Source organism: Kitasatospora sp. NBC_01287 (genome assembly GCF_026340565.1).
Classification (GTDB): Bacteria; Actinomycetota; Actinomycetes; order Streptomycetales; family Streptomycetaceae; genus Kitasatospora.
In genome coordinates this window covers 4,310,912-4,333,101 of the sequence record NZ_JAPEPB010000001.1, presented here as the reverse complement: position 1 = coordinate 4,333,101, position 22,190 = coordinate 4,310,912, and the positions used below count along the sequence as shown (strand labels likewise).

The 22,190-nt window shown below is 74.3% G+C and carries 24 protein-coding genes, 1 tRNA gene and 1 riboswitch; of the genes, 12 read left to right on the top strand and 13 right to left on the bottom strand.

All coding sequences use genetic code 11. The annotated features are described in order from the left end of the window. The first annotated feature begins 137 nt into the window (after positions 1–137). The 6 genes from OG455_RS18410 (at position 138) to OG455_RS18385 (ending at position 5,648) form a co-directional block, all read left to right on the top strand. Positions 138–887, top strand: coding sequence for an HAD family phosphatase (locus tag OG455_RS18410; RefSeq protein ID WP_266295083.1), 750 nt, complete (start codon positions 138–140; stop codon positions 885–887). Beyond that, positions 884–3,289 (top strand): glycoside hydrolase family 65 protein, encoded by a 2,406-nt coding sequence (locus OG455_RS18405; RefSeq protein ID WP_266295081.1) that lies wholly within the window; start codon positions 884–886, stop codon positions 3,287–3,289. Before OG455_RS18410 ends, OG455_RS18405 begins: the two co-directional genes overlap by 4 nt. A gap of 184 nt (positions 3,290–3,473) precedes the next feature. Continuing rightward, a complete protein-coding gene (locus OG455_RS18400; RefSeq protein WP_266295079.1) occupies positions 3,474–4,115 on the top strand; it encodes a helix-turn-helix domain-containing protein in 642 nt (213 codons plus the stop codon). 87 nt (positions 4,116–4,202) lie between these two features. Further along, on the top strand, positions 4,203–4,364 hold the full coding sequence (locus OG455_RS18395) for a DUF6126 family protein (RefSeq protein ID WP_266295077.1): 162 nt from the start codon (positions 4,203–4,205) through the stop codon (positions 4,362–4,364). Between the two features lie 64 nt (positions 4,365–4,428). Next, on the top strand, positions 4,429–4,908 hold the full coding sequence (locus OG455_RS18390) for a carboxymuconolactone decarboxylase family protein (RefSeq protein WP_266295075.1): 480 nt from the start codon (positions 4,429–4,431) through the stop codon (positions 4,906–4,908). An 11-nt stretch (positions 4,909–4,919) separates the two neighbouring features. Then, on the top strand, positions 4,920–5,648 hold the full coding sequence (locus OG455_RS18385) for an MgtC/SapB family protein (protein WP_266295073.1): 729 nt from the start codon (positions 4,920–4,922) through the stop codon (positions 5,646–5,648). Between the two features lie 29 nt (positions 5,649–5,677). Here the strand turns inward: OG455_RS18385 and OG455_RS18380 are convergent, their stop codons facing one another. The 6 genes from OG455_RS18380 to OG455_RS18355 form a co-directional block, all read right to left on the bottom strand. Beyond that, positions 5,678–6,517, bottom strand: a complete 840-nt coding sequence (locus OG455_RS18380; RefSeq protein ID WP_266295071.1) for a response regulator transcription factor — start codon at positions 6,515–6,517, stop codon at positions 5,678–5,680. Further along, entirely contained in the window at positions 6,514–7,401 is an 888-nt protein-coding gene (locus tag OG455_RS18375) for a sensor histidine kinase (RefSeq protein WP_266295069.1), read from the bottom strand. Before OG455_RS18375 ends, OG455_RS18380 begins: the two co-directional genes overlap by 4 nt. Before the next feature lie 90 nt (positions 7,402–7,491). Beyond that, positions 7,492–7,728, bottom strand: coding sequence for a hypothetical protein (locus OG455_RS18370; RefSeq protein WP_266295067.1), 237 nt, complete (start codon positions 7,726–7,728; stop codon positions 7,492–7,494). A gap of 281 nt (positions 7,729–8,009) precedes the next feature. Continuing rightward, a complete protein-coding gene (locus OG455_RS18365; RefSeq protein WP_266295065.1) occupies positions 8,010–8,585 on the bottom strand; it encodes a TetR-like C-terminal domain-containing protein in 576 nt (191 codons plus the stop codon). Further along, positions 8,585–9,409 carry an alpha/beta fold hydrolase gene (locus OG455_RS18360; protein WP_266295063.1) on the bottom strand — a complete coding sequence of 275 codons (825 nt, stop codon included), beginning with the start codon at positions 9,407–9,409 and terminating at the stop codon, positions 8,585–8,587. The genes OG455_RS18365 and OG455_RS18360 overlap by 1 nt, the downstream gene beginning before the upstream one ends. A 177-nt stretch (positions 9,410–9,586) precedes the next feature. Next, positions 9,587–9,877: a YiaA/YiaB family inner membrane protein gene (locus OG455_RS18355; protein WP_266295061.1), complete on the bottom strand. Its 291-nt coding sequence runs from the start codon at positions 9,875–9,877 to the stop codon at positions 9,587–9,589. Positions 9,878–10,086: 209 nt separating this feature from the next. Further along, positions 10,087–10,259: riboswitch (cyclic di-AMP (ydaO/yuaA leader) on the top strand. 12 nt (positions 10,260–10,271) lie between these two features. On the opposite strand from OG455_RS18355, the gene OG455_RS18350 reads away from it, so the two are divergent. Further along, complete coding sequence (locus OG455_RS18350; protein WP_266295059.1) at positions 10,272–11,180, top strand: M23 family metallopeptidase; 909 nt, start codon at positions 10,272–10,274, stop codon at positions 11,178–11,180. A 20-nt stretch (positions 11,181–11,200) separates the two neighbouring features. Here the strand turns inward: OG455_RS18350 and OG455_RS18345 are convergent, their stop codons facing one another. Then, positions 11,201–12,169: a hypothetical protein gene (locus OG455_RS18345; protein ID WP_266295057.1), complete on the bottom strand. Its 969-nt coding sequence runs from the start codon at positions 12,167–12,169 to the stop codon at positions 11,201–11,203. Positions 12,170–12,212: 43 nt separating this feature from the next. On the opposite strand from OG455_RS18345, the gene OG455_RS18340 reads away from it, so the two are divergent. The 5 genes from OG455_RS18340 (at position 12,213) to OG455_RS18320 (ending at position 15,744) form a co-directional block, all read left to right on the top strand. Continuing rightward, positions 12,213–12,782 (top strand): GNAT family N-acetyltransferase, encoded by a 570-nt coding sequence (locus OG455_RS18340; protein ID WP_266295055.1) that lies wholly within the window; start codon positions 12,213–12,215, stop codon positions 12,780–12,782. 65 nt (positions 12,783–12,847) lie between these two features. Further along, entirely contained in the window at positions 12,848–13,621 is a 774-nt protein-coding gene (locus tag OG455_RS18335; protein ID WP_266295053.1) for a sensor domain-containing protein, read from the top strand. Positions 13,622–13,706: 85 nt separating this feature from the next. Next, the gene (locus OG455_RS18330; protein ID WP_266295051.1) at positions 13,707–14,414 is read left to right on the top strand and encodes a methyltransferase domain-containing protein; all 708 of its coding nucleotides are present in this window, start codon (positions 13,707–13,709) and stop codon (positions 14,412–14,414) included. Then, on the top strand, positions 14,399–15,100 hold the full coding sequence (locus tag OG455_RS18325; RefSeq protein WP_266295049.1) for a tyrosine-protein phosphatase: 702 nt from the start codon (positions 14,399–14,401) through the stop codon (positions 15,098–15,100). The genes OG455_RS18330 and OG455_RS18325 overlap by 16 nt, the downstream gene beginning before the upstream one ends. Then, the gene (locus tag OG455_RS18320; RefSeq protein ID WP_266300859.1) at positions 15,100–15,744 is read left to right on the top strand and encodes a TNT domain-containing protein; all 645 of its coding nucleotides are present in this window, start codon (positions 15,100–15,102) and stop codon (positions 15,742–15,744) included. Before OG455_RS18325 ends, OG455_RS18320 begins: the two co-directional genes overlap by 1 nt. A gap of 365 nt (positions 15,745–16,109) precedes the next feature. Here OG455_RS18320 and OG455_RS18315 read toward each other — a convergent pair whose 3' ends face one another. The 6 genes from OG455_RS18315 to OG455_RS18290 all read right to left on the bottom strand — a co-directional run bounded on the left by OG455_RS18315 (position 16,110) and on the right by OG455_RS18290 (position 22,108). Then, positions 16,110–16,967, bottom strand: a complete 858-nt coding sequence (locus OG455_RS18315; RefSeq protein WP_266295047.1) for a hypothetical protein — start codon at positions 16,965–16,967, stop codon at positions 16,110–16,112. Between the two features lie 180 nt (positions 16,968–17,147). Further along, positions 17,148–17,221, bottom strand: a tRNA-Met gene (locus OG455_RS18310). 46 nt (positions 17,222–17,267) lie between these two features. Continuing rightward, positions 17,268–18,197 carry a PrsW family intramembrane metalloprotease gene (locus OG455_RS18305; protein WP_266295045.1) on the bottom strand — a complete coding sequence of 310 codons (930 nt, stop codon included), beginning with the start codon at positions 18,195–18,197 and terminating at the stop codon, positions 17,268–17,270. A gap of 26 nt (positions 18,198–18,223) precedes the next feature. Further along, positions 18,224–19,078 carry a tRNA (guanosine(46)-N7)-methyltransferase TrmB gene (gene trmB / locus OG455_RS18300; RefSeq protein WP_266295043.1) on the bottom strand — a complete coding sequence of 285 codons (855 nt, stop codon included), beginning with the start codon at positions 19,076–19,078 and terminating at the stop codon, positions 18,224–18,226. Positions 19,079–19,111: 33 nt separating this feature from the next. Next, on the bottom strand, positions 19,112–20,350 hold the full coding sequence (gene lhgO / locus OG455_RS18295; protein WP_266295041.1) for an L-2-hydroxyglutarate oxidase: 1,239 nt from the start codon (positions 20,348–20,350) through the stop codon (positions 19,112–19,114). A 168-nt stretch (positions 20,351–20,518) separates the two neighbouring features. Next, positions 20,519–22,108 carry a TROVE domain-containing protein gene (locus OG455_RS18290; protein WP_266295039.1) on the bottom strand — a complete coding sequence of 530 codons (1,590 nt, stop codon included), beginning with the start codon at positions 22,106–22,108 and terminating at the stop codon, positions 20,519–20,521. Between the last annotated feature and the right edge of the window lie 82 nt (positions 22,109–22,190).

Here is a 22,190-nt window from a genome sequence, read left to right as displayed (position 1 = left end):
GTAGGAGAGGTGGCAGGAGCCGGTCGGCCGACCTTGTCCGGCACTCGAATTCGACATGACGGACAGTCAACTGAACGCTGTACGACGCGCCGTCCGAATTCGACCCGGAGTCGAGTCTTCTGGTCCAGACTGCAACCATGCTGGGGCTACCCGACCACATCCGTGCCTACCTCTTCGACCTCGACGGCGTGCTGACGCAGACCGCCAAGGTGCACGCCGCCGCCTGGAAGGTGATGTTCGACGACTTCCTGCACGAGGAAGCCCGCCGCACCGGCGACGAGTTCGTGCCGTTCGACCCGGTCGAGGACTACGACCGCTACGTGGACGGCCGCCCTCGCCTGGACGGCACCCGGACCTTCCTCGCGTCCCGCTCGATCGAGTTGCCGGAAGGCAGCGAAGCCGACCCGCCGGGCACCCGCAGCGTGTACGGTCTCAGCACCACCAAGAACGACCTGGTGCTGCGCCTGATCCGCGAGCAGGGCGTCCAGCCGTACTCGGGTTCGGTGGAGTACCTGCACCGGCTGCGGGTGCTCGGCCTGCCCAGGGCGGTGGTCTCCTCCTCCGCCAACTGCCGTGACGTGCTGAAGGCGGCCGGGATCGACGGCCTCTTCGACGTCGTGGTCGACGGCCAGACGGCCAAACGGGACGGTCTGCCCGGCAAGCCGGCCCCCGACACCTACCTGGCCGCCGCGCGGGCCCTGGGCGTGGAGCCCAAGGACGCCGCGGTCTTCGAGGACGCGCTCGCCGGAGTGGCCTCCGGCCGGGCGGGGGGCTTCGGGGCGGTGGTCGGGGTCAACCGGACCGGCCAGGCCCAGGCCCTGCTGGCGAACGGCGCGGACCTGGTGGTGGACGACCTGTCCGAACTGATCGAGGGGGCGGCCAAGTGACCGCACAGGAGGGCTTCGCGGTCGATCCGTGGAGCGTGACCGAACACCGACTGGACCTGGCGGGCCTGGCCCGCAGCGAATCCGTCTTCGCACTCTCCAACGGCCACATCGGCCTGCGGGCCAACCTCGACGAGGGTGAGCCGCACGGCCTGCCCGGCACCTACCTCAACGGCGTGTTCGAGCTGCGCCCGCTGCCCTACCCCGAAGGCGGCTACGGTTACCCGGAGTCCGGGCAGAGCGTCATCAACGTCACCAACGGCAAGCTGATCCGGCTGCTGGTCGACGACGAGCCCTTCGACCTGCGGTACGGCGAACTGCGCGGCCACCGCCGTTCGCTGGACTTCCGCGAGGGCGTGCTGCGGCGGGAGGCGGAGTGGACCTCGCCGGCCGGCCGGACCATCAAGATCCGTTCGTCCAGGCTGGTCTCGCTCACCCAGCGGGCGATCGCCGCGGTCGACTACGAGGTCGAGGCGGTGGACGGCCCGGTCCGGATCGTGGTCCAGTCCGAGTTGGTCGCCAACGAGCAACTGCCGGTGGGCGCCGAGGGCGACCCGCGGGCGGCCGCCGTGCTGGAGGCGCCGCTGGTCGCCGAGGCGCACCACGCGCACGGCACCAAGGCGACCCTGGTGCACCGCACCCGGTACAGCAACCTGCGGATCGCGGTCGGCATGGACCACGTGATCGAGGGCCCGGACGGCGTCAGCGTCACCTCCGAGGCCCGGCACGATCAGGCCAGGATCAGCGCCACCACCGTGCTGCAGCCCGGCGAGCGGCTGCGGGTCACCAAGTTCATCGGCTACGGCTGGTCGGCCACCCGCTCGCTGCCGGCCGTGCGCGACCAGGTGGAGGCCGCGATCACCGCCGCGCGGTACTCCGGCTGGGACGGTCTGGTGAGCGAGCAGCGCGACTTCCTGAGCGAGTTCTGGGGCTCCAGCGACATCGAGATCGACGGCGACGTCGAACTCCAGCAGGCGGTGCGGTTCGCGCTCTTCCACGTGCTGCAGGCCTCCGCGCGCAGCGAGGAGCGGGCCATCCCGGCCAAGGGGCTGACCGGCCCCGGCTACGACGGGCACAGCTTCTGGGACACCGAGACCTTCGTGCTGCCGGTGCTCACCTACGCCGCGCCCGGCGCGGTCGCCCAGGCACTGCGCTGGCGGCACACCACGCTGCCGCTGGCCCGCGAGCGGGCCGCCCAACTGGGCCTGGCCGGCGCGGTCTTCCCGTGGCGCACGATCCGCGGCGAGGAGTGCTCGGGCTACTGGCCGGCCGGCACCGCCGCCTTCCACATCGGCGCGGACATCGCGGTCGCCGTGGTCCGCTACGTCCGGGCCACCGGGGACGTGGAGTTCGAGCGCACCTACGGCCTGGAGCTGCTGGTCGAGACCGCGCGGATGTGGCGCTCGCTGGGCCACCACGACGCGCAGGGCCGGTTCCGGATCGAGGGGGTCACCGGACCCGACGAGTACAGCGCTGTCGCGGACAACAACGTCTTCACCAACCTGATGGCGCAGAGCAACCTGAAGGCGGCCGCCGAGGCCGTGGGCCGCCACCAGCTGGAGGCGGCCGCGCTGGGGGTGGACACCGAGGAGACGGCCGCCTGGCGCGACGCCGCCAAGGCGATGTACATCCCGTACGACGAGAAGCTCGGCGTCCACCCGCAGGCGGACGGCTTCACCGACCACCAGGTCTGGGACTTCGAGAACACCCCGCAGGAGAAGTACCCGCTGCTGCTGCACTACCCGTACTTCGACCTGTACCGCAAGCAGGTGGTCAAGCAGTCCGACCTGGTGCTCGCCATGCAGATAAGGGGCGACGCCTTCACACCCGAGCAGAAGGCCCGCAACTTCGCCTACTACGAGCGCCTGACGGTGCGCGACTCCTCGCTCTCGGCCTGCACCCAGGCCGTGATGGCGGCGGAGGTGGGCCAGCTCGACCTGGCCTACGACTACACCGCCGAGGCCGCCCTGATGGACCTGCACGACCTGGGCGGCAACACCCGCGACGGGCTGCACATGGCCGCGCTCGCCGGTGCCTGCATCGCGCTGGTGGCGGGCTTCGGCGGGATGCGCGACCACGGCGAGTCGCTCGCCTTCCGGCCGCGGCTGCCCGCCGGGCTGGCCCGGCTGGCCTTCTCGATGCGGGTGCGCCACCACCTGCTCAGGGTGGACATCACCCACGAGGAGACCACCTACACCCTGCGCGAGGGCGACAAGCTGCGCCTGGACCACGACGGCGAGGCGCTCTGGGTGGAGGTCGGCGAGCCGGTGCGGCGGCCGACCCTCAACCCGCCGGCCGGCGAGCGGCCGGTGCAGCCGCCCGGTCGCGAGCCGGCCCGCCGGGCGCCGCAGGCCGGCCCGATGATCGCCTCCGCGCTGGCGGGGGAGCACCTGGCCGCCGAGTAGCGTGACGGCGTAGCGCGACAGCGGTGTGACGCCGCGGTGCCGCCGGGCTGACCACACGTCAGCCCGGCGGCACTCGCGTGTCCGGGGCACTGCTCGGGTCGGCGCTCCGCTGCGGCCGTCGCGCGGATTTTGCCTCTGAGGCACATTTGTTGCCTCGGAGGCACTGCGGGTGTGGACTGGGTCCATGACCACCGAACCGAGCGGGGCCACCGAACCGAGCGGGCCGAGCGGGCCGGACGAGGGCGAGCTGACCGGCCTCGGCGCCCGCCTGCGGGAGCACCGGCTGGCCGCCCGCCTCACCCTGGAGGCCGCGGCCGCCCGAGCGGGACTGTCGCCAGCCTACCTCTCCCGCCTGGAGACCGGCCGTCGCCAGCCCTCGCTGCCGGTGCTGCTGGCGCTGGCCCGGCTCTACGGCGCCACGGTGGCCGGCCTGCTCGGCGAGCAGGCCGGCGCGCCCGACCCGGTGGTGCGCGGCGGCGAGATCCCCCCGAGCACCACCGGCGGCTGGGCCTACCGGCGGGCCGGCGTACCGGGCCTGGCGATGCAGGCGCTGCGGGTGCAGATCCCGCCCGGTCTGCAGGACGCGGTGGTGCGGGTGCACGCCGGCGAGGAGTGGCTGCACGTCACCCGGGGACGGCTGCGGCTGACCCTCGGTCAGAGCGGCTACCTGCTGGAGCCCGGCGACAGTGCCCAGTTCGACTCGCTCACTCCGCACCGGTTCGCCGCCGAGGGCACCGAGGGCGTGGAGCTGCTCTTCGTCCACACCCTGCTGCAGAGCCCGGCCAGCGAGCTCTGCCTGCCGGTGCCCACCCGCGCCCCCTCCTGAGCCCGCGTCCTGAGCCCGCGTCCCGAACGACCCCCCGAACCCATCTCCCGCACCTCCTCCTGAACCCACCTGCCTGGGAGGCATCCGATGGCTGTTCAGCTCCCCCGACCCCAGTACGCCCCCACCACCGACGGCGGCAAGCGCACCGACCACCGGGTGGCGATCCGGGTGGGCATCTACCTCGCCGCCGCGCACGGCTTCGCCGGCTTCCTCTACCTGCTCTTCTGGCTCGGCGCGCACCGCGGCTGACCGGTGGTGGGAGCACCCGTGTGGCGGCCCCGCGCGGAGCCCGGAACTGCCTAGGGTTGTCCGCATGACTACCACGACCGAGCAGCAGCCGACCGTGCCCGCACCCGCCCAGCGGGTGGCCTTCCTCAAGGTGGCGGAGGACGTCTACCAGGCCATGGTGCAGGCCACCAAGGCGGCCCAGGCCGGGTTCGATCCGGCGCTGGCCGAGCTGGTGAAGATCCGCGCCTCGATGATCAACGGCTGCGCCTTCTGCATCGACATGCACGTCACCGAGGCCCGCCGGGCGGGCGAGGCCGAGCACCGGATCCACGCGCTGTCGGCCTGGCGGGAGACCCCCTACTACACGGCCCGCGAGCGCGCCGGCCTGGCGCTGGCCGAGTCGGTCACCCTGCTGACCGAGGGCCATGTGCCGGACGCGGTGCACCAGGAGGCGGCCCGCCACTTCGACGAGAACGAGCTGGCCCGGCTGATCTCCATCACCGCCACCATCAACGCCTGGAACCGGATCGCGGTCGCCTCCCGGTTGAGCCCGGCGCCGAAGTAGCGGCGACGGTCGTGGCCACGCTGAGCACACTGGACTTTGTCACCCGGCTCGCGGTCGGGGTCGGCTGCGGCGCGCTGATCGGCGTCGAGCGCCAGTGGCGGGCCCGGATGGCGGGCCTGCGCACCAACGCGCTGGTGGCGGCCGGGGCCACGCTCTTCGTGCTGTACAGCGCGTCCGTGCTCGACCCGGGCTCGACCACCCGGGTCGCCTCCTACGTCGTGTCGGGCATCGGCTTCCTCGGCGGTGGGGTGATCCTGCGCGACGGCGCCAGCGTGCGCGGGCTCAACACGGCGGCCACCCTGTGGTGTTCGGCGGCCGTCGGGGTGCTGGCGGCCGCCGGGAACCTGCTCTTCGCGGTGCTCGGCACCCTCGCCGTGCTGGCGATCCACCTGGTGCTGCGACCGGCCGGGCGGCTGATCGACCGGGTCCCGCAGGACGACCCGGACATCGAGGGCGTGCGCGCCACCGTCCACCTGCTCTGCGACCGCAAGGCCGAGACCCAGGTGCGCGCGCTGCTGCTGCAGGGCCTGGGCGCCGCCGGGCTCACCCCCACCGGCCTGCGGGCCCGCCGGGAGGACGAGCACACCACCAAGCTGCGCGCCACCGTCGCCGTCACCGGCGACCCGGCCCGGGCCCTGGAGCAGCTGATCACCCGGCTCTCCCTGGAACCCGGTGTGCGCGACCTGCACTGGCACCTCACCGAGGAGCGCCAGGAGCCGGAGCCGGAGGCGCTGAGCTAGGAGCTGTCCGGCCGGGTGGGCAGTCCCCGTTACTCGTCCGCGTCCCCGGGGGTGACCAGGCCGGTCTCGTAGGCGAGCACCACGGCCTGGGCGCGGTCGCGCAGCGCCAGTTTGGCGAAGATCCGGGCCACGTGGGTCTTCACGGTGGCCTCGCTCAGGGTGAGTTCGCGGGCGAGCTCGGCATTGGAGCGGCCGCGGCCGAGCAGGGCGAGGACCTCCAGCTCGCGGGGTGTCAGCGCGGTGAGGTCGCGGTGCACGGCGGGGGCGGCCGGCGGCCCGGCGGGTGCGCCGATCCCTCGCGGGCCGCCGGCGGGTGTGCCGTCGGCGGGCGGGCCGCTGGTGGCGGCGAAGCGCTCCACCAGGCGGCGGGTGATCGAGGGGGCCAGCAGCGCGTCGCCGGTGCCGACCAGGCGGACGGCGGCGACCAGGTGGTCCGAGGTGACGTCCTTGAGCAGGAAGCCGCTGGCCCCGAGCGCCAGCGCGGCGTACACGTAGTGGTCCAGGTCGAAGGTGGTCAGCATGATCACCTTGCAGGCCGGGTCCCGGGCCAGCACCTGGCGGGCCGCCTCCAGGCCGTCCAGCACGGGCATCCGGATGTCCATCAGCACCACGTCCGGCCGCAGCCGGCGGGCCAGGTCCACCGCCTCGGCGCCGTCGCCGGCCTCGCCGACCACCTCGATCCCGCGGGCGGCCAGGATCAGCCGGAACCCGGTGCGGACCAGCGCCTGGTCGTCGGCGATCAGCACCCGCGGTCCGGGCTCCCCCGTGTTCGCCGCCCCCTCCGCCGCCACGCTCGCCCCCGTGTTCGCCCCCGTGTTCGCCTGCGCCTTCGCCGCCGTGTTCGCCGCCGCACTCGTCCCCGCGCTCATGCCTGGTCCCCCGGCCGGTCCAGCGGGATCCGGGCCCTGACCCGGTACCCCCCGCCCAGCCGCCGCCGCGCGTCCAGGTCGCCGCCGTAGACGGCCACCCGCTCGCGCAGTCCCAGCAGTCCGCGCCCGGCGCCTGCGCCCGCGCCGTCACCGCCCCGCTCGCGGCGCGGGCCGGCGCTGCCGCCCGGGTCGCCGGCCCGCGCACTCGGCCCGCCGTTCAGCACCTCCACCCGCAGCGAGCGGTCGGCATAGCGGATCGTCACCTCGGCCTGCCGGCCGTCCCCGTGCCGCAGCGCGTTGGTCAGCGCCTCCTGCACGATCCGGTAGGCCGTCACGTCGATGCCCGCGGGCAGCTCCCGGGGCTCGCCGGAGATCCGCACCTCCACCGGCAGCCCGGCGAAGGCGATCCGGTCGACCAGCGCACCCAGCCGGCCCAGCCCCGGCTGCGGCGCCAGGTCGGCCCGTTCGCCGCCGTCCCCGGGCTGCTCACCGTTGGCGTCGGGGGCGAGCAGGCCCAGCAGGTGCCGCAGTTCGGTCATCGCGTCCCGTCCGGCGCCCTCGACGGCCAGCAGCGCGGTCGCGGCTTCTCCCGGCAGGGTGGCCAGCACCTCGCGGGCCGCGCCGGCCTGGATCACCATGACGCTCACGTTGTGGCTGACGATGTCGTGCAACTCGCGGGCGATCCTGGCCCGTTCGGCGTCCACGGCGGTGCGCGCCGCGCTCTCCCGCTCCCGCTCCAGCAGCCAGCCGCGCTCCTCGATGGCCGCCCGGTGCCGTCGCCCGGCCCGCAGCAGCGCGAGAGCGAGCAGTGCGGCCGCCGGCAGCGCCGCCACTGCGACCGCCGTCGCGACCGCCGCCCAGATGTCCTCCCCCGAACTTCCCACGGGGAGCACCTTCGCAGGTCGGCGGGGAGCGCGCATCATCCGGCGGGGGCAGCGCCTACATCGCGGGGATGACCCGGTGGGCCGCGGGCGTCACTGCCCGTCCGACTCCCCGTACCCGGGCTGCGGCCGGGCCGGCACCGTGGCCAGCGAGCGCAGGCCGCGGATCACCGCGAAGCCGCGACGAACGGCGGTCCAGCCGGTGGGCTGCCCGGCCTCGACGCCCGGCCGCGGGCCGGTGCCGGTCGCGACGGTGGTGCGCTGGGCGGGGATCGCGGCGGGGGCGGCCTGGAAGGCCGCGTGCTGCTGCGCGGTGGTCGGCTGCGTCATGGGCCTCGTCCTTCGCCGGTTCTCTTCACGGGTGCGCTCCTCGGAACGCTCCGGAGTGCTCGGGTGCGGCCGGAGCCGCCGTCCGCTGTTGCTACCCGGACGGGGTCAGTCTCACCCTGGTTCGGCGACGAATGGGTCTCGATCGCCACCCGATTCCGTACCGGATGGGACCTTAGTCCCCTTTTCTTAGTCCTATCTGATCGGCCCACCGGTTGCGGCGACGGCGGCCGCTCGGTTCGGGGCCGCTCGGTTCGGGGTTGCTCGGTTCGGGGCTGCCCGGTTCAGAGCCGCCCGGGCCAGTCCCGCAGTCCGCTGGTCATGATGGCGATCAGCCGGTCCTGGGTCACCCGCAGGTCCTCGCTGAGCTGGAAGGCCCCGCCGATCACCAGCGACGCGAAGCCGTGTGCCAGCGCCCGCACGGCGCGGGCCGCGTGCACCGCCTCGGCGTCGGCGATCCCGTAGCCCTGCAGGACCCGGAAGATGGTGCCGATCATCGCGCTGGAGACGCCGATCAGCTGCTCGTCGGTGACGGACGGGCTCTGCGGGAGGGCGGCGTAGCGGTTCGGGTGGTCGATCGCGTAGCCGTGGTAGGCCCGCAGCAGGGCGGCGATCGCGGCATCCCCGGTCAGTCCGGTGATGGCCTGCTCCAGCCGGGCCCCCAGGTCGGCGGTGACCCGGATGCCGACCAGCCGGCGCAGTCCGCCCAGGCCGCCGGGCACGTGCTTGTAGAGCGAGGGGGCGGCCACCTTGGCTCGCAGGGCCACGCCCGCCAGGGTCAGGGCCTCGGGGCCCTCGGCGTCGATCAGTGCGAGCGCGTGGTCGACCACCAGGTCGGGGGTGAGTCCGGCGCGGGGCATCAGGCCACCTCGGCGAAGAAGGGGAGCAGGGCGTCGGCGGTGGCCTGCGGGTAGTCCGCCATCGGGTAGTGCCCGGCACCGTCGATCATCACCTTACGGGCGTTCATCACACTGGCTTGACGGTCCGCGACCATTTCCGGGTTCGGGAAGTCGGGGTCCTTGCTGCCCATCACCACCAGCACCGGGCAGCGCAGCTCCTCGGCCCAACCGGTCGGGCCGGCGTCGCCGCGGACCTGGCCGCGGGTGGCCCGGCGCCGGCCCGGGGTGCGCAGCGCGGCCACCAGGCCGGCCACGTACCGCTCGTGGTCGGCGGGCTTGGTGGTCGGCATGGCCATCTTGTTCAGGTAGTAGCCCCAGGCCTTCGGGAAGGCGATCACCACGGAGCCGAGCAGGTGGACCATGGCGCGGGTCAGCAGGCCGGGGGCCGGCTGCTCGACGAAGGCGTCCAGCAGGACGACCCCGGCCACCCGCTCCGGCGCCAGCGTGGCGGCCCGCACCGCGGTGGCGCCGGTGTAGGACTGGCCGACCAGGGTGGCCCGCGTGAGGTCCAGGTGGGCCAGCAGCGCGACCACGTCGGTGGCGACCGCGGCGGGGGAGTAGTCGTCCCAGGTGATGGAGGACTCGCCGAAGCCCCGGAGGTCCATGGTGATCACCCGGTGCCCCGCGGCGGTGAGCAGCGGCCGCAGGTGCCGGTAGGCGGCGCGGGAGTCGAGCATCCCGGGCAGCAGCACGACCGGGGTGCCCGGGCCCGCGGTGTCGTCGAAGGCGATGGTGCCGCCGGGGAGCTGCAGGTACTGGGTCTGCGGGGTGGTGGTGGCGTTCATGGGGTGGACCTCCTGGTCCGGCGTGCGGTGGGCGCCGGCCCCTTGCCGACACCCACAAAGCTATGGCTAATAGCCTTAGCCGTCAAGTTCTGCCCGCGCCCGCGTCCGCCTGCCCTCGCCCCACCTGTCCGCGCCCCGCCTGCCCGCGCCCCTGCGTCTCCTCGCCCGCCCGCGCCCTCAGAGGCCGTCGGCCCGGAACGGGTCGTGCTCGGCGAGCAGCTTCTCCAGTCGGGCCTGGTCGACCCGGGTGACGATCTCGCCGGCCTCCTGACGGTCGCGGACCACTTTGGCCAGCGTGAAGGCGGAGGTGGTCGCGTAGAGCAGGCCGAGGGCGAGGAAGGCGCGCATCCAGGAGCTCACCGGGAGACAGGCGATTCCGACCGAGAGCCCGCCGAGGGAGAGCGCGAAGGAGAGGATCGCCTGGAGGTAATAGGCGGACGTGGTCCGCGGCTGTACCGAGGAAGTCATACCCGAAGGATTGCCAACTCCCGTGTTCGGCACATGAGTACGGCTACTCAGATCGGCGCTCGGCGAGTGGGTCCGAGGCTCCTGTTATGACGGGAGCATGACGCTCAATGAGTGTGACAATCCGATCGGAGCGGGCTTGGAATCACGGCCTCCTGGGATTAACGTTTGATAACGCAGCGCGGTCGGCAACGCCGTACCCGAAACGGCACCGTGCGCCGTCGCCTAATCCAGGACTCGGCCCACGGGCCGGGCCGGGAGCCGGGGAACCACGTTCCTTGGGGTGAATCGGCTCGACCCAGGCTGTAAGCGCCCAGGTCGGACCGTAGGAGACCTTCCTGCTCCGAACCCGTCAGCTAACCCGGTAGGCGCGAGGGAAGGAAAGGAGCGCGCCCCCGTGGCGTTGACGCACCCCCCGGAGAGCCGCCTCGAGGCGAGCGGTACCGGACTGCTCGACCACCCCGGCATGACGGCGGAGGCCGCCCGGCACCGGGTGCCCCGCCAGGCGCGGGTCGGTGCTCCAGCCCTCGGTGTCACCGCGATGGCCGCCGCGCTCGGCGCCACCGGGCTGACCGCCGGCGCGGCCGCCGCTGCCACCCCGAACCCGGCGCCCGCCGCTCCGATCGCCGCCCCGGACGGGACGCCGGCCGCCACGGACGGTGCCGCCGACCCCGGCCTGGCCCTGGCCGCGCGGATCCAGCAGCAGGCGGACAGCCGCACCGCCACGGAGGAGGCCGCGCGCCTGGAGGCGGCCAACGAGGCGGCCGCCAAGCGGGCCGCGCAGCAGGCCGTCCAGGTCCGGCAGGCGCCCGCCGCCGCCGACGCCGAGGCCGCCGCACCCCGGGCCGAGCCGTCCGCCGAGGCTCCGGCCCTGGCGGTGCCCCAGCCGGCTGACGTCCAACTGCCGCTGACCAAGTACACGTTGAGCGCGCTCGGCCAGGCCGGCGGGCACTGGGCGCAGCTGCACACCGGTCTCGACTTCGCCGCCCCAGCCGGCACCCCGGTCACCGCGGTGGCCGGCGGGCAGGTCAGCTCGGCGGGCTGGTCCGGCGCCTACGGCTACCGGGTGATCCAGACCCTGCCGGACGGCACCGAGCTCTGGTACTGCCACCTCGCCACGATCGCCGTCCCGGCGGGCCCGCTCGCGCAGGGCGCGGTGCTCGGTACGGTCGGCGCCACCGGCACCATGGCCGCCCCGCCCGGCGCGGGCCCCGCCGGACCGCGCCTGCGCCTGGAGGTCCGCCCCGGTGGCGGCGCCCCGGTCGAGGCGGCCGGCTGGCTGCACGCCCACGGCGTCACCCCGTAGCGTCCGGCTGCCGCCCGGCGTCACCCCGTGGCGTCGGGCGGCTCCGTGGTGTCCGGCCACGGCGCGGTGTCCGGCTGCTCGGTGGTGTCCGCCGCCCCCGGCCAGTCACCGAGGTCCGGCAGGTCCACCAGCCCGCGCTTGACGATGTAGCCGTCCACCTCGGCGGCCCCCGGCTCCGGGGCCAGGTCCTGGTACTCGGTCAGCAGCAGCGCGGGCAGGCCGGGAACGGTCCACTCGCCGAGCAGCCGCAACGCCTCGGCCTGCACCGCCGCCTCGAAGGCCGGGAAGTCGCCGGCCAGTTCGGGTGGCATCGGCAGGCCCAGCGCGGTGCGCCCGGCCAGGTTGCGGTAGCTGCGCTGCATCAGGCGGTTCTCGACCAGCAGCCGGGCGCCGTCGGTGGCCATCCCGATCGACAGCAGCACGCCCTCGGTCCAGCCGGCCGCGCCCTCGGGCTGGTCGAGGTCGGCCAGCTGTGCGAACGCCTCGATCCGGTCCTGCTCGGGCAGCGCCCGGAAGCCGTCCAGCCAGGCCCGCACGGCGTCCGGCCCGGCGGCGGCCACTCCCGCCTCGCGCAGCAGCAGGGTGTAGAGCCGGGGCCAGGTGAGCAGGTGCGGCTGGCGCAGCAGCCCGGCCAGCAGCTCGCCCTGCCAGTCGGCCTCCTCGCGCAGGCGCTGCTGCCGCTTGGCGTTGAGCCGCTTGGCGGCCCGCTGATGGTCGATCAGCAGCCGTACCGCCGCGCCGTAGGCCAACGGGGACTGCTCGGCGGGCGGCTGGACGTAGAGGTGGATCCGCTCGTACAGCAGCTCCTGGAGCAGGTCCGAGGTCAGCACGGGGAAGCCCTCGCGCAGCTGGGCGTCACCCAGTTCGAGCAGTGTCAGCACCGCGTCCACCGCTGCCGCGGGGACCGGTTCGAGGCCCTGCTCCTGGGCCCATCGCAGCAGCTCAGCGGTGTGCGGTCGGGGTGCGAGCCGCAGGTCTTCCTGGTCCATGGCAGGTACGGTAACCGCTCGCGGGCGCACTACCGTACCTGCCATGCACCCCGTCCTGCTCACCGGACCGCGGCTGACCATCCGCGAGTTCCACCACGTGCCGCGCGACATCGACGCCCTGCACGCGATCTTCGGCGATCCCGAGACCGCCCGCTTCCTGCCCTTCGAGCCGCGGGACCGGGAGGACTGCGCCGACCAGGTGGCCCTCTACCTGGAGGAGGCGGAGAACCACCCGCGCACCGTCTACCGGCTGGCCGTCACGCTGACCGAGGAGGGCGAGGACGCGGTGCCGCTGGGCAACGCGGTGCTCGGCGTGGAGGGCGTGGAGAGTCAGCGTGCGGCCTTCATCGGCTACGCGCTGCGCCGGGACGCCTGGGGCCGCGGCTACGCCACCGAGATCGCCCGGCTGCTCTGCGACTTCGGCTTCGGCACGCTGGACCTGCACCGGCTGGCCGCCCGGCTGGACCCGCAGAACCTGGCCTCCGCCCGGGTGCTGCGCAAGCTCGGCTTCCAGCTGGAGGGCCGGCTGCGGCACGACCTCCACCTGCGCGGCGCCTGGCACGACGCGCTGCAGTACTCGCTGCTGGCGGACGAGTGGCCGACGGGGGGATAACCCCCCACCGGGTCGGGCGGGCAGCCGCATACCCCCGGCGGCCGCGCCACGGCAGGCTGGTCCACATGACGACGACGACGATCCCGGCCCGCTACCTCACCGCTGACCTGCTGGCCGACCTGGCAGCCGACACCGGCCCGGAGCCCGCCACCGCCCCCGCCATCGACTCCGCCACCGACCGCGCGCTGTCGGACGGGGCGACCCGCTTCTGGCGCGCCCCGTTCGCCCGGGAGACCTACCGGGAGGCCGGCTACGTGCTCACCTCCCCCTTCCTGGCGGCCGCCGGCTTCACCTGGACCGTCGTGCTCTTCGCCCTCGGCACCGGCACCCTGGTGACCGCGCTGGGTCTGCCGGTGCTCGCGCTGATGCTGGCCGGTGCCCGCGGGCTCGGGGCCGTCGAGCGCGGCCGGGTGGCCCGGCTGCTCGGTGCCCGGCAGGCCGCCCCCGCCCCGGTGCGCCCGGCCCGGCCCGGCGGTTGGGGGCGGCTGGCCGCGCAGCTGACCGACCAGGCGGGCTGGCGGGCGGCGGCGTACCAGGTGCTGATGTTCCCCTGGCACATCCTCAGCTTCTGCCTGACGGTCACCTTCTGGGCGTCCGGCGCCGCGATGGCGGCACTGCCCGCCTACAACTGGGTCTTCCCGCACTACGTCGGCTGGCCGGGCTACAAGATCTTCGACTACACCAGCGGCGGCGTCCGCCACGCCTACTACCTGACCCACTTCTGGCAGCTGGCGGGCGTCTCGGTGGCCGGCGTCCTGATGCTCTTCCTGGCGGCCCGGCTGACCCACGCGCTGACCGTCGTCTCCCGCCGCGCCGCCGCCGCCCTGCTGGCCGGCTGACCTCCCCACGGGCCGCCCGCCCTCCCCGTACGCCGCTCGCTCACCGCCGGATGCGCGGTGGGCGCGGCCGTGTTCGGGTGGGGGCATGCTGATCACCTCCCGGCCGCTGGACGAGTACTGCGGCTTCTTCGGCCTGCGTCGCGCCGAGCTGCGGGCACTGCCGGGACCGGTGCTCGACTGCCCGGGCGGTGCCGCCGCCCTGGTCGCCGAGGCCCGGGCGCTGGGCTGCCGGGTGGTGGCCGCCGACCCCGCCTACGCCGACCCGCAGCCGGCCCTGCTGGCCCGCGCCGAAGCCGCCCGGCGGACCATGGCCCACGCGATGCGGACCGCCCCGCAGCGCCACCTGGCGCCCCGGTACCACCCCTACGACAGGTACCTGCGCAGCTGGGACCGGGCCAGGGCGCTCTTCGCCGCCGACCGCGCCGCCCACCCCGGCGACTACGTGGCCGCCGCGCTGCCCGCGCTGCCCTTCGCCGACGCCACCTTCGCCCTCACCCTCAGCTCCTACCTGCTCTTCGCCTACCCCGAGCGCTTCACCCCGGACGACCAACTGGCCGCGCTGCGCGAGCTGGTGAGGGTCACCGCCCCGGGCGGCGAGGTCCGGGTGCACCCGCTGCACGACGCCGAGAGCCGCCGCTGCCCGCACCTCGCCGAGCTGCGCGGCGCCCTCGGCGCCCAGGGCATCAGCAGCGAGCTGCGCACCGTGCGGGCCCCGGGCGACGGGCGGCGTCGATACCTGCTCGCGCTGACCCGGCATCACCGCTACCGTCCGGTGCCATGGACGAATCCCTGAACGGCTCCCGGCTGCTGGCGATATCCGGTCTGCGCAACCTGCGCGACCTCGGCGGGCTGGGGGCAGTGCGCCCCGGACTGCTCTACCGCTCCGGCTGGCTGGCCGAGTTGACCTCCGAAGGCACGCGCGAACTGGCCAAGCTCGACCTGCGCACGGTGATCGACCTGCGCGACGCGATCGAACTCGCGCAGCGCCCCGACCGCACCGAGGGCCTGGACGTCGTTCTGGCCAACTTGCCGCTGCTGCCCCAGGGGGCCGGCAACCTGCACGGGCTGCCGGCACAGGAGCTCTACCCGCTGCTGGTCGACACCGCCGGGCCCGTCGTGGTCGCCGTGCTGCGCCGACTGCTGGAGCCCGGGGCGCTGCCCGCGCTGGTGCACTGCGCGGTCGGCCGGGACCGCACCGGCATCGTGCTCGCGCTGCTGCTCGACCTGCTGGGCGTGCCCGAGGAGGAGATCGTCGCCGACTACCTGCTCTCCAACGAGGGCCTGGGCCTGCTCGACGGCCCGGGGGAGTACGTGGACCCGAGCGGGGTGGTCCGACTCTCCCACCCGGTCGAGGCGTACCTGATCACCGACGTGCTGGCCCGGGTCCGCGAGCAGCACGGCAGTGCCGAGGCCTACCTGACGGCGCATGGCCTGAATGCTGCGGAGATCCTTGACCTGCGCGCTACCCTGCGTGAGTGATGATCACTGTACGCAAGTCGAGCCGCCTGCTGGTCGCCCTGGCCGCCGGTGCCGCGCTCTTCACCGCCGCTCCGGCCGCGCAGGCCGACACCACTCCCAGTGACCAGTGCTCGGCCGCCTTCCACCAGGGCGACTTCCGGCTCGGGCCCGAGCAGCTGCCCAGCACCGGTCCGGTCGGGCGGCAACTGCTCGGTTACCGGCGCACCGGCGGCGCGAGCGTCCCCGACTTCCTCGCGAAGTACTACGACTCCGCCGCCGGCAGCTGGAAGTACCCGCCGCAGAACGGCTACCTGCTCGGCTTCAACAGCCAGCCGATCGAGTTCGACCAGCCGCTGCCGGCGGGCCAGGACATCGACCGCTACGGCAGCGAGTACGGCTCGTTCCTGGCGCCCGAGGGCACCCCGTACCCGATGCGCGCCATCCCGCCGCAGAGCCTGGACAGCACCCCGGCGGCCGGCTGCAACTACCACGACTACAAGGTGCTCAAGTCGTTCACCGTGCACGGCGGACCGATCGCCCCGTGGTTCAACCAGCCCGGCCTCGGCTGGCAGTACCAGCTGGACGCCACCCTGATCCCCGGTGCGCCCGCGCAGATCAACGTCGGCTGGCTGGTCACCAACGGCTACCTGCAGCGACTGGTCTGACCTCGTCCGGTCCGACCTGACCTGACCTGACCTGTTCTGGCCTGTTCTGGTCTGAGCAGGCCCGCCCGGCAGGATCGGGCGGAGAGACGCAGACGGCCCGTGGGCGCTCTCCACGGCGGATGAACCGCCGTGGCGCCGGGGATGTTCCGGCGAGCCCACGGGCCGGGTGACTGCTGGAAATTCGCCTGCGCCGCTGGGGCTTGCAGGCAGCGGCGCTCTAGCGAGCAGCCACCTCACACATCCTGGCGTAACTCAACTCAGGATCACCTCCTTTCAGTGTGCCGCCACGATAGGCAGGAACCCCGGCGGGAGGCAACGGATTTAGCCGCCCGGTCCTGGCGGACCGGCATCCTCGGGCCGCCGGATCAGGCGGACTGCAGCGCCTTGAGCTTGGAGATGTCGATCACCTGGTCGGCCGACGGGGCCTGCACCACGACGGGCTGGTCGAAGTTGCTGAAGGCCAGCTTGCCGTTCGTGGTGTTCGCCTTGAGCGGGTACGGCGTGCCCTGGGCGGCGACCCACATGTCGCCGCTGGTGCCGTCGGTCGACTTGATGTGGAGCGTCACCGTGGGCTGGCCGTTGACGGTGTCGGCCCCGGTCTTGGTGGCCTGGTCGCCGTCCTGGTTCATGTCGCCGGTGAACTGGGTCAGGTTGCAGGACTCGGCCAGGCTCTTGAGGTCCGGGTCGTCCTTCGAACCGGTCATCCAGCGGCCCTTGAAGAGCTCGGCCGCCTCGGCGCCGTGCGCGCCGCCCATGGTGGTCCAGAACTTGGCGTCGGGCTGGATCCAGGTCTGCTGCGGGGTGCTCAGGATCTGGAAGCTGCCCTTGGAGCCCATCGCGATGCTGCCGGAGCAGTCGCCCGTGGTGTCCAGGGACAGGTGCATCTCGATGCTGTCGCCGCTGTCGGTGCCCACCGCGTCGAGCTTCAGCGAGGTGGCCTTGCCCAGTGCGTCGGAGGCCTGCTTCTCGATCTGGTTGCCGGTCATCTTGCTCAGGTCCGGGCCGGCCGGCGTGGGCGCCGCGGCGGGCGTCGACGGGGCGGCCGTGGTGGGAGCGGCCGAGCTGGGAGCGGTGCTGGGCGCCGCGGGGGTGGAGACCGGTCCGGCCGAGCCGACCGCCCCGGCGGCGGTGTCGGCGTGCTTCGAGGAGCTGCCGCACGCGGTGGCGGTCAGGGCGAGGGCGGCACAGGTCAGCGTGATGCCCAGGTGGCGGTGGATGCGCACGGTCCTTCTTTCGGACGAGTGGCCGCGGACGGCGGCCGAAACCGGGCAGAAGCTACACCATCGGATGATCCGCACTTCTCATCGGGGTCTCATGAAGCCCCCGAGAGGGCCCGGCGGAATGCGGAAAGCACAGCAGAAGGCCCGGCAGAGAGTCTCTGCCGGGCCTTCTGTGCTACTGAGTAGCGGGGACAGGATTTGAACCTGCGACCTCTGGGTTATGAGCCCAGCGAGCTACCGAGCTGCTCCACCCCGCGTCGGTGAACCCAACAGTACGGGGTGCTGACCGGAAAGGGAAATCGGTTATCGGACACCGGGCCCCGGGCGGGCCCCGGCCCAGAGGGCCAGACCGGTCAGCGCGGCGAAGCAGGGGACCATCAGGGCCGCGTAGACCAGCAGGAAGCCATGGGTGCCCAGGCCCGCCGCCGCGTTCCAGGCGCCGTGCAGCGCCACCGCCGCCAGCAGGCCCAGCGGGGCCGCGAGCCGGGCCGGCCAGCGCCGCCGGGAGGTGAGCGCGACCGCCAGGCCCAGGCCGGTCAGCGCGGTGAAGAGCGGGTGCGCGAAGGGTGACAGCAGCGCGCGCAGCACGAAGGTGCGCACCGTGTCGTCGTAGTCGCGCAGGCTCGGGCTCAGCCCCAGCCCGATCGCGTCCAGCCGCTGGCGCTGGTCATCGGTGAAGGCCCGGCCCAGGTAGAGGACGTTCTCGGCGAAGGCGAACCCGCAGGCGCTGAAGCCGCTCAGGACCAGGCCGGTGGCGACCGCGCGGTGCCGCAGCCGGGCCCTGGCCGGCGGGGTCGGCGCCAGGCGCGCCGCCCTGGCCCACCGGCGCAGCGGTGGTGCCATGGTGAGCAGCAGCACGGCGCCCTTGGCGCTCTCCTCGATCAGCGGGCTGGCGAACTCGGCGCCCAGCGTCTCGCCGCGGCTGCTGCCCTGCAGCGCGGTCAGGGTGTCGCTGGCCCAGCCGTTGGCCAGCATCGCGATCGTGGCGGCGGCGCAGGAGCCCCAGACCAGGCAGAGCGCCAGCCGGCGGGCCGGCACCCGGGCGCTCTGGTTCAGCCAGGTCAGCGCGGCCAGCACGAAGGGCAGCGGGAGCACGGCCAGGCCCAGGCCCACCAGCAGCCCGGTGGTACCGGTCTGGGCCTGGACCAGATGGACCAGCAGCACCGCGCTGGCGGCCAGCACCAGCCCGGTGGCGGTGGGGCCGGCCGAGCGCGGACGTGACGGGCTGCTCACCCGAAGAGCGTAGACCTAACGGAGGATCAGATCTTGCGGAACAGCAGATCGTGCACCACGTGGCCCTTGGCCAGGCCGGCCCGCTCGAACTTGGTCACCGGGCGCCACTCGGGGCGCGGCGCGTAGCCGGGGACGGTGCCGTCCGCCCGGCGCTCCTCCTGCGTCCAGGCGCTGCCGTCGCCCTGCGGGTGCAGGTTGACCAGCTCCGGGCGGGCGCCGAGGACGTCGAGCATCTGCTCGGCGTACGGCTCCCAGTCGGTGGCGCAGTGCACCAGGGCGCCCGGGGCCAGCCGCGGCAGCACCAGGTCGAGGAAGTGCGGCTGGACCAGGCGCCGCTTGTGGTGCTTGGGCTTGGGCCACGGGTCGGCGAAGTAGACCCGCAGGCCCGCCAGGCTCGCGTCGCCCAGCATGTCGCGCAGCAGGATCACCGCGTCGCCGGCCGCCAGCCGCACGTTGCGCGCCCCGCTCTGCTCCAGCAGGCCCAGCAGGTTGCCGTGTCCCGGGGTGTGCACGTCGGCGGCGAGGATGCCCGTCGACGGGTCGGCGGCGGCCATCGCGGCCGTCGTCTCGCCCATTCCGAAGCCGATCTCCAGGGTCACCGGCAGGCCGCCGAAGAGCGCGGGCAGGTCCAGCGGCGTGCCGTCGATCGCCAGGCCCCACTGCTCCCAGTGCCGGTCCAGCGCGCCTGCCTGCGCCGGGGTCATCCGGCCCCGGCGCGGCTGGAAGCTGCGGATCCGGTGCTCGCGGTGCTGTTCCTCGGTGGCCCGGTGCGGATACATCGGGGCCGGGTAGCCCGCGGGCGCGGCCGACAGGCGCGCGGAGGGCGACTGGGCCGGAGCCGACTGGGCGGGGAGCTGGGGGGAGGTGGCAGTCGAAGTCACAATGCCGTCGAGTTTACGGGGCGGCTCCACTCGTCAGGCCTCGGCCGCCAGCGCGGCCAGCGCCCGCCGGGCCACCTCGCGGCCGATCGGCAGCGAGGCGGTGGCGGCGGGGGAGGGGGCGTTGAGCACGTGCACCAGGCGGCGGCTCGCGCCGGGGCGGTCCGGGTCGAAGCCGGCGAAGGCGAAGTCGTCCAGCAGCGTGCCGTCGCGGGCCACCGCCTGGGCCCGGACGCCGGCCGGGGCGGGCACCAGGTCGGCGGCGGTGACGGCCGGCAGCAGCCGCTGCACCGCCGCGGTGAAGGCCCGCTTGGAGAGCGAGCGGTGCAGCTCGCCCAGGCCGTAGCGCCAGTGCCGGCGGGCCAGCCGCCGGGTGCCGGAGAAGGCCAGGACGGCGGCCAGCTCGGCCGGGCGCACGGTGCGCCGGTGGTAGCCCTCGCGGGCCGTCGCGAGGACGGCGTTCGGGCCCACGTGGACGTCGCCGCCGATGCCCCGGGTCAGGTGCACCCCGAGGAACGGGAAGGCCGGGTCGGGCACCGGGTACACCAGGCCGCGCACCAGGTCCCGCCGGTCCGCGGCCAGTTCGTAGTACTCGCCGCGGAACGGGATGATCCGCAGGCCCGGGTCGTCGCCGGCCAGCCGGGCCAGGCGGTCGCTGTGCAGGCCCGCGCAGTTGACCAGGACCGCGCAGCGCAGCTCGGTGCCGTCCGCGGTGCGCACGGTGACGCCGTCCGGGCGCCGGTCGACGGCGCGGACCTCGGCCCCGCAGCGCAGCTCGGCACCGCGCTCGGCGGCGAGCGCGGCGTAGCGGGCGGCCACGGCGGTGTAGTCGCAGATCCCGGTGGTGGCCACCCGCAGTCCGGCCAGTCCGGCCACCGCCGGTTCGTGTTCGCGCAGCTGAGCCGCCGTCAGCCGGGTCACCGGGATGCCGCTCAGCCGACCGCGTTCGGCCAGGGCGGCCAGCCGGGGCAGCTCCGCGGCGGCGGTGGCGACGATCAGCTTGCCGGGCACCTCGTGAGGGAGTTGCTGCTCGCGGCAGAAGCGCACCATCGCCGCCGCGCCCTCGGTGGCGTACCGGGCCTTGAGCGAGCCCGGGCGGTAGTACACGCCGCTGTGGATCACGCCGCTGTTGTGCCCGGTCTGGTGGGTGGCCGGCGCCCGCTCCTTCTCCAGCACCCCGACTTGCAGCCCGGGCCGGGCCCGGGTCAGCGCGAGCGCGGTGGCCAGCCCGACGATGCCGCCGCCCACCACCAGCACCTCGTGGTCGTACGCCATCCGCCGCTCTCCTCACGCCGACGCGCCCCCGTGGCCGATGGTGCCACGGGGAGGCGCCAGGCGTCAGCAGTGCCCGGGCCGGTGCCTGGAGCGGGCCCCGAGCGGCCCCGAGCGGCCTTGAGCGGCCCCGAGCGGTGCCGGGGCGGGGCGGGCGGCCCGGGTGCCCGGTCAGGCGCCGGTCTCCCAGGGCCAGCCGGCCGCGGTGCCGCGCTCCAGCAGCGGGATCAACCGGAAGGCGGCGTCGCTGAGACCGCCGAAGGTGTGCCGGTTGGCGCCGCCGGACGGTCCGTGGCCGGTGCGGTAGCCGGCCAGGTTCCAGGTGTAGACGGGCACCTGCTCCGGTACGGCCGCCAGCGGGTCGCTGCCCCGGTGGCCGCCGGCGGTCTGCTCGTCGGTCACGATCACCACCCGGTCGTGGCCCCGGTAGTGCTTGCGGACGGCCTCGGCGGTGTTGGTGCCGCCCAGGTCGCCGAAGCGCTTGAGCACGGCCAGCACCGACTCTCCCCGGCGCACCGCGAGCACGTTGCTGCCGGTGCCGAACTCGACCAGGTCGGCGTCGCCGGCGCGCACCTTCAGCGCGGTGCCGAAGATCGCCGCCGAGTCGGCCCGGTTGAGCCCGCTGCGCTCGCTCGGCCGGTCGAACATCGAGCCGGAGCGGTCCACCAGGATCAGGGTGCGCCCGGGCAGGGCCGGCACGTTGCGCAGCGAGTGGGCCAGGGCCTGCTCCAGTGGGTAGGACCAGCGCAGCGAGGGCGCGTGCCGGTAGGCGGCCAGGTAGCGGAACGGGAACTGGCGGGAGCGGCGCACCTCGCCCGGGTCGCTCAGCTTGGCGGCGACCCGCTCGGCGACCGCGTCGCTCACCCCGGCCTGGTCGAAGTTGCGCAGGTTGCGGGTGAGCGCCATCGCCCCCATGGAGGGGATGACCGCCTCCCAGGCGGTGGCGTCCAGCGGTCCCTGCAGCCAGCCGGCCAGTGCCTCCCAGGTCAGCCCGGCCGCCGACAGCCGCTCGGCGGCGTCGGGCGCGGTGAGCTGGGCCCGGCGCTGCTCGACCGGCAGCGCGAGCAGTTCGCGGTTGGCGCACAGCAGCGCGTCGCCGGCCGGCGGGAGGGCCTCGGCCGGGTGGTGGCGGCGGTCCAGCGCGTACTTGAACAGCTCGCCCTGGCCGGGCCGCCGCGGGTCCGGGCTCGGGTGGGTCAGCTCCAGCACGTCGGCGAAGCGGTAGCCCCGGCCCGCGGTGTCGTACTTGAGCAGCGCGGGGCCGGTGTAGAGGCGGCGCACGGCATCCGCGACGCCGCGCTTGAGCGGCTGGGGCAGGCGGCGGCCGTAGCGCGCGGTCCAGTAGGCGAGCAGTTCGCCGGGCTCGTCCGGGCGGCGCAGCACCGTCTCGACGGCCTGCCGGGAGAAGCCCGCGGCCTTGGCGTCGAGCCGGGCCCGGGTGAACTCGGCGGCGCCGACCAGCGAGGCGGTGCGCATGTTCGCCTCGCCGCGCAGCCAGCGCAGCAGGCCGAGCGTCCACTGCGGGTCGGTGACCGCCAACTCGCGCACCAGCGCGGTGAAGCGGTCGTCCCGGCTGCCCCCGGACTCGTAGAACGACTCCTGGCTGACCAGGTTGCTGACCGCGAGCAGGAAGAGCTCCGACTTCGGCTCGCGCACGAACCCGGTGCCGCCCTGGTGGTTCGCCCGCTGCTCGCCGGTGGTGCGCACGGCGGAGCGGGGCGGCGGCGGGGCCTGCCGGTGCTTGAGGTTGAAGCGGGCCATGACGGAGTCCCCCTGCGGGAAAGCGGGAAAGGTTGATGAGGTGACTGCGGCGCGGGGGCATGGCGAAGCGGAGCGCCCGAGA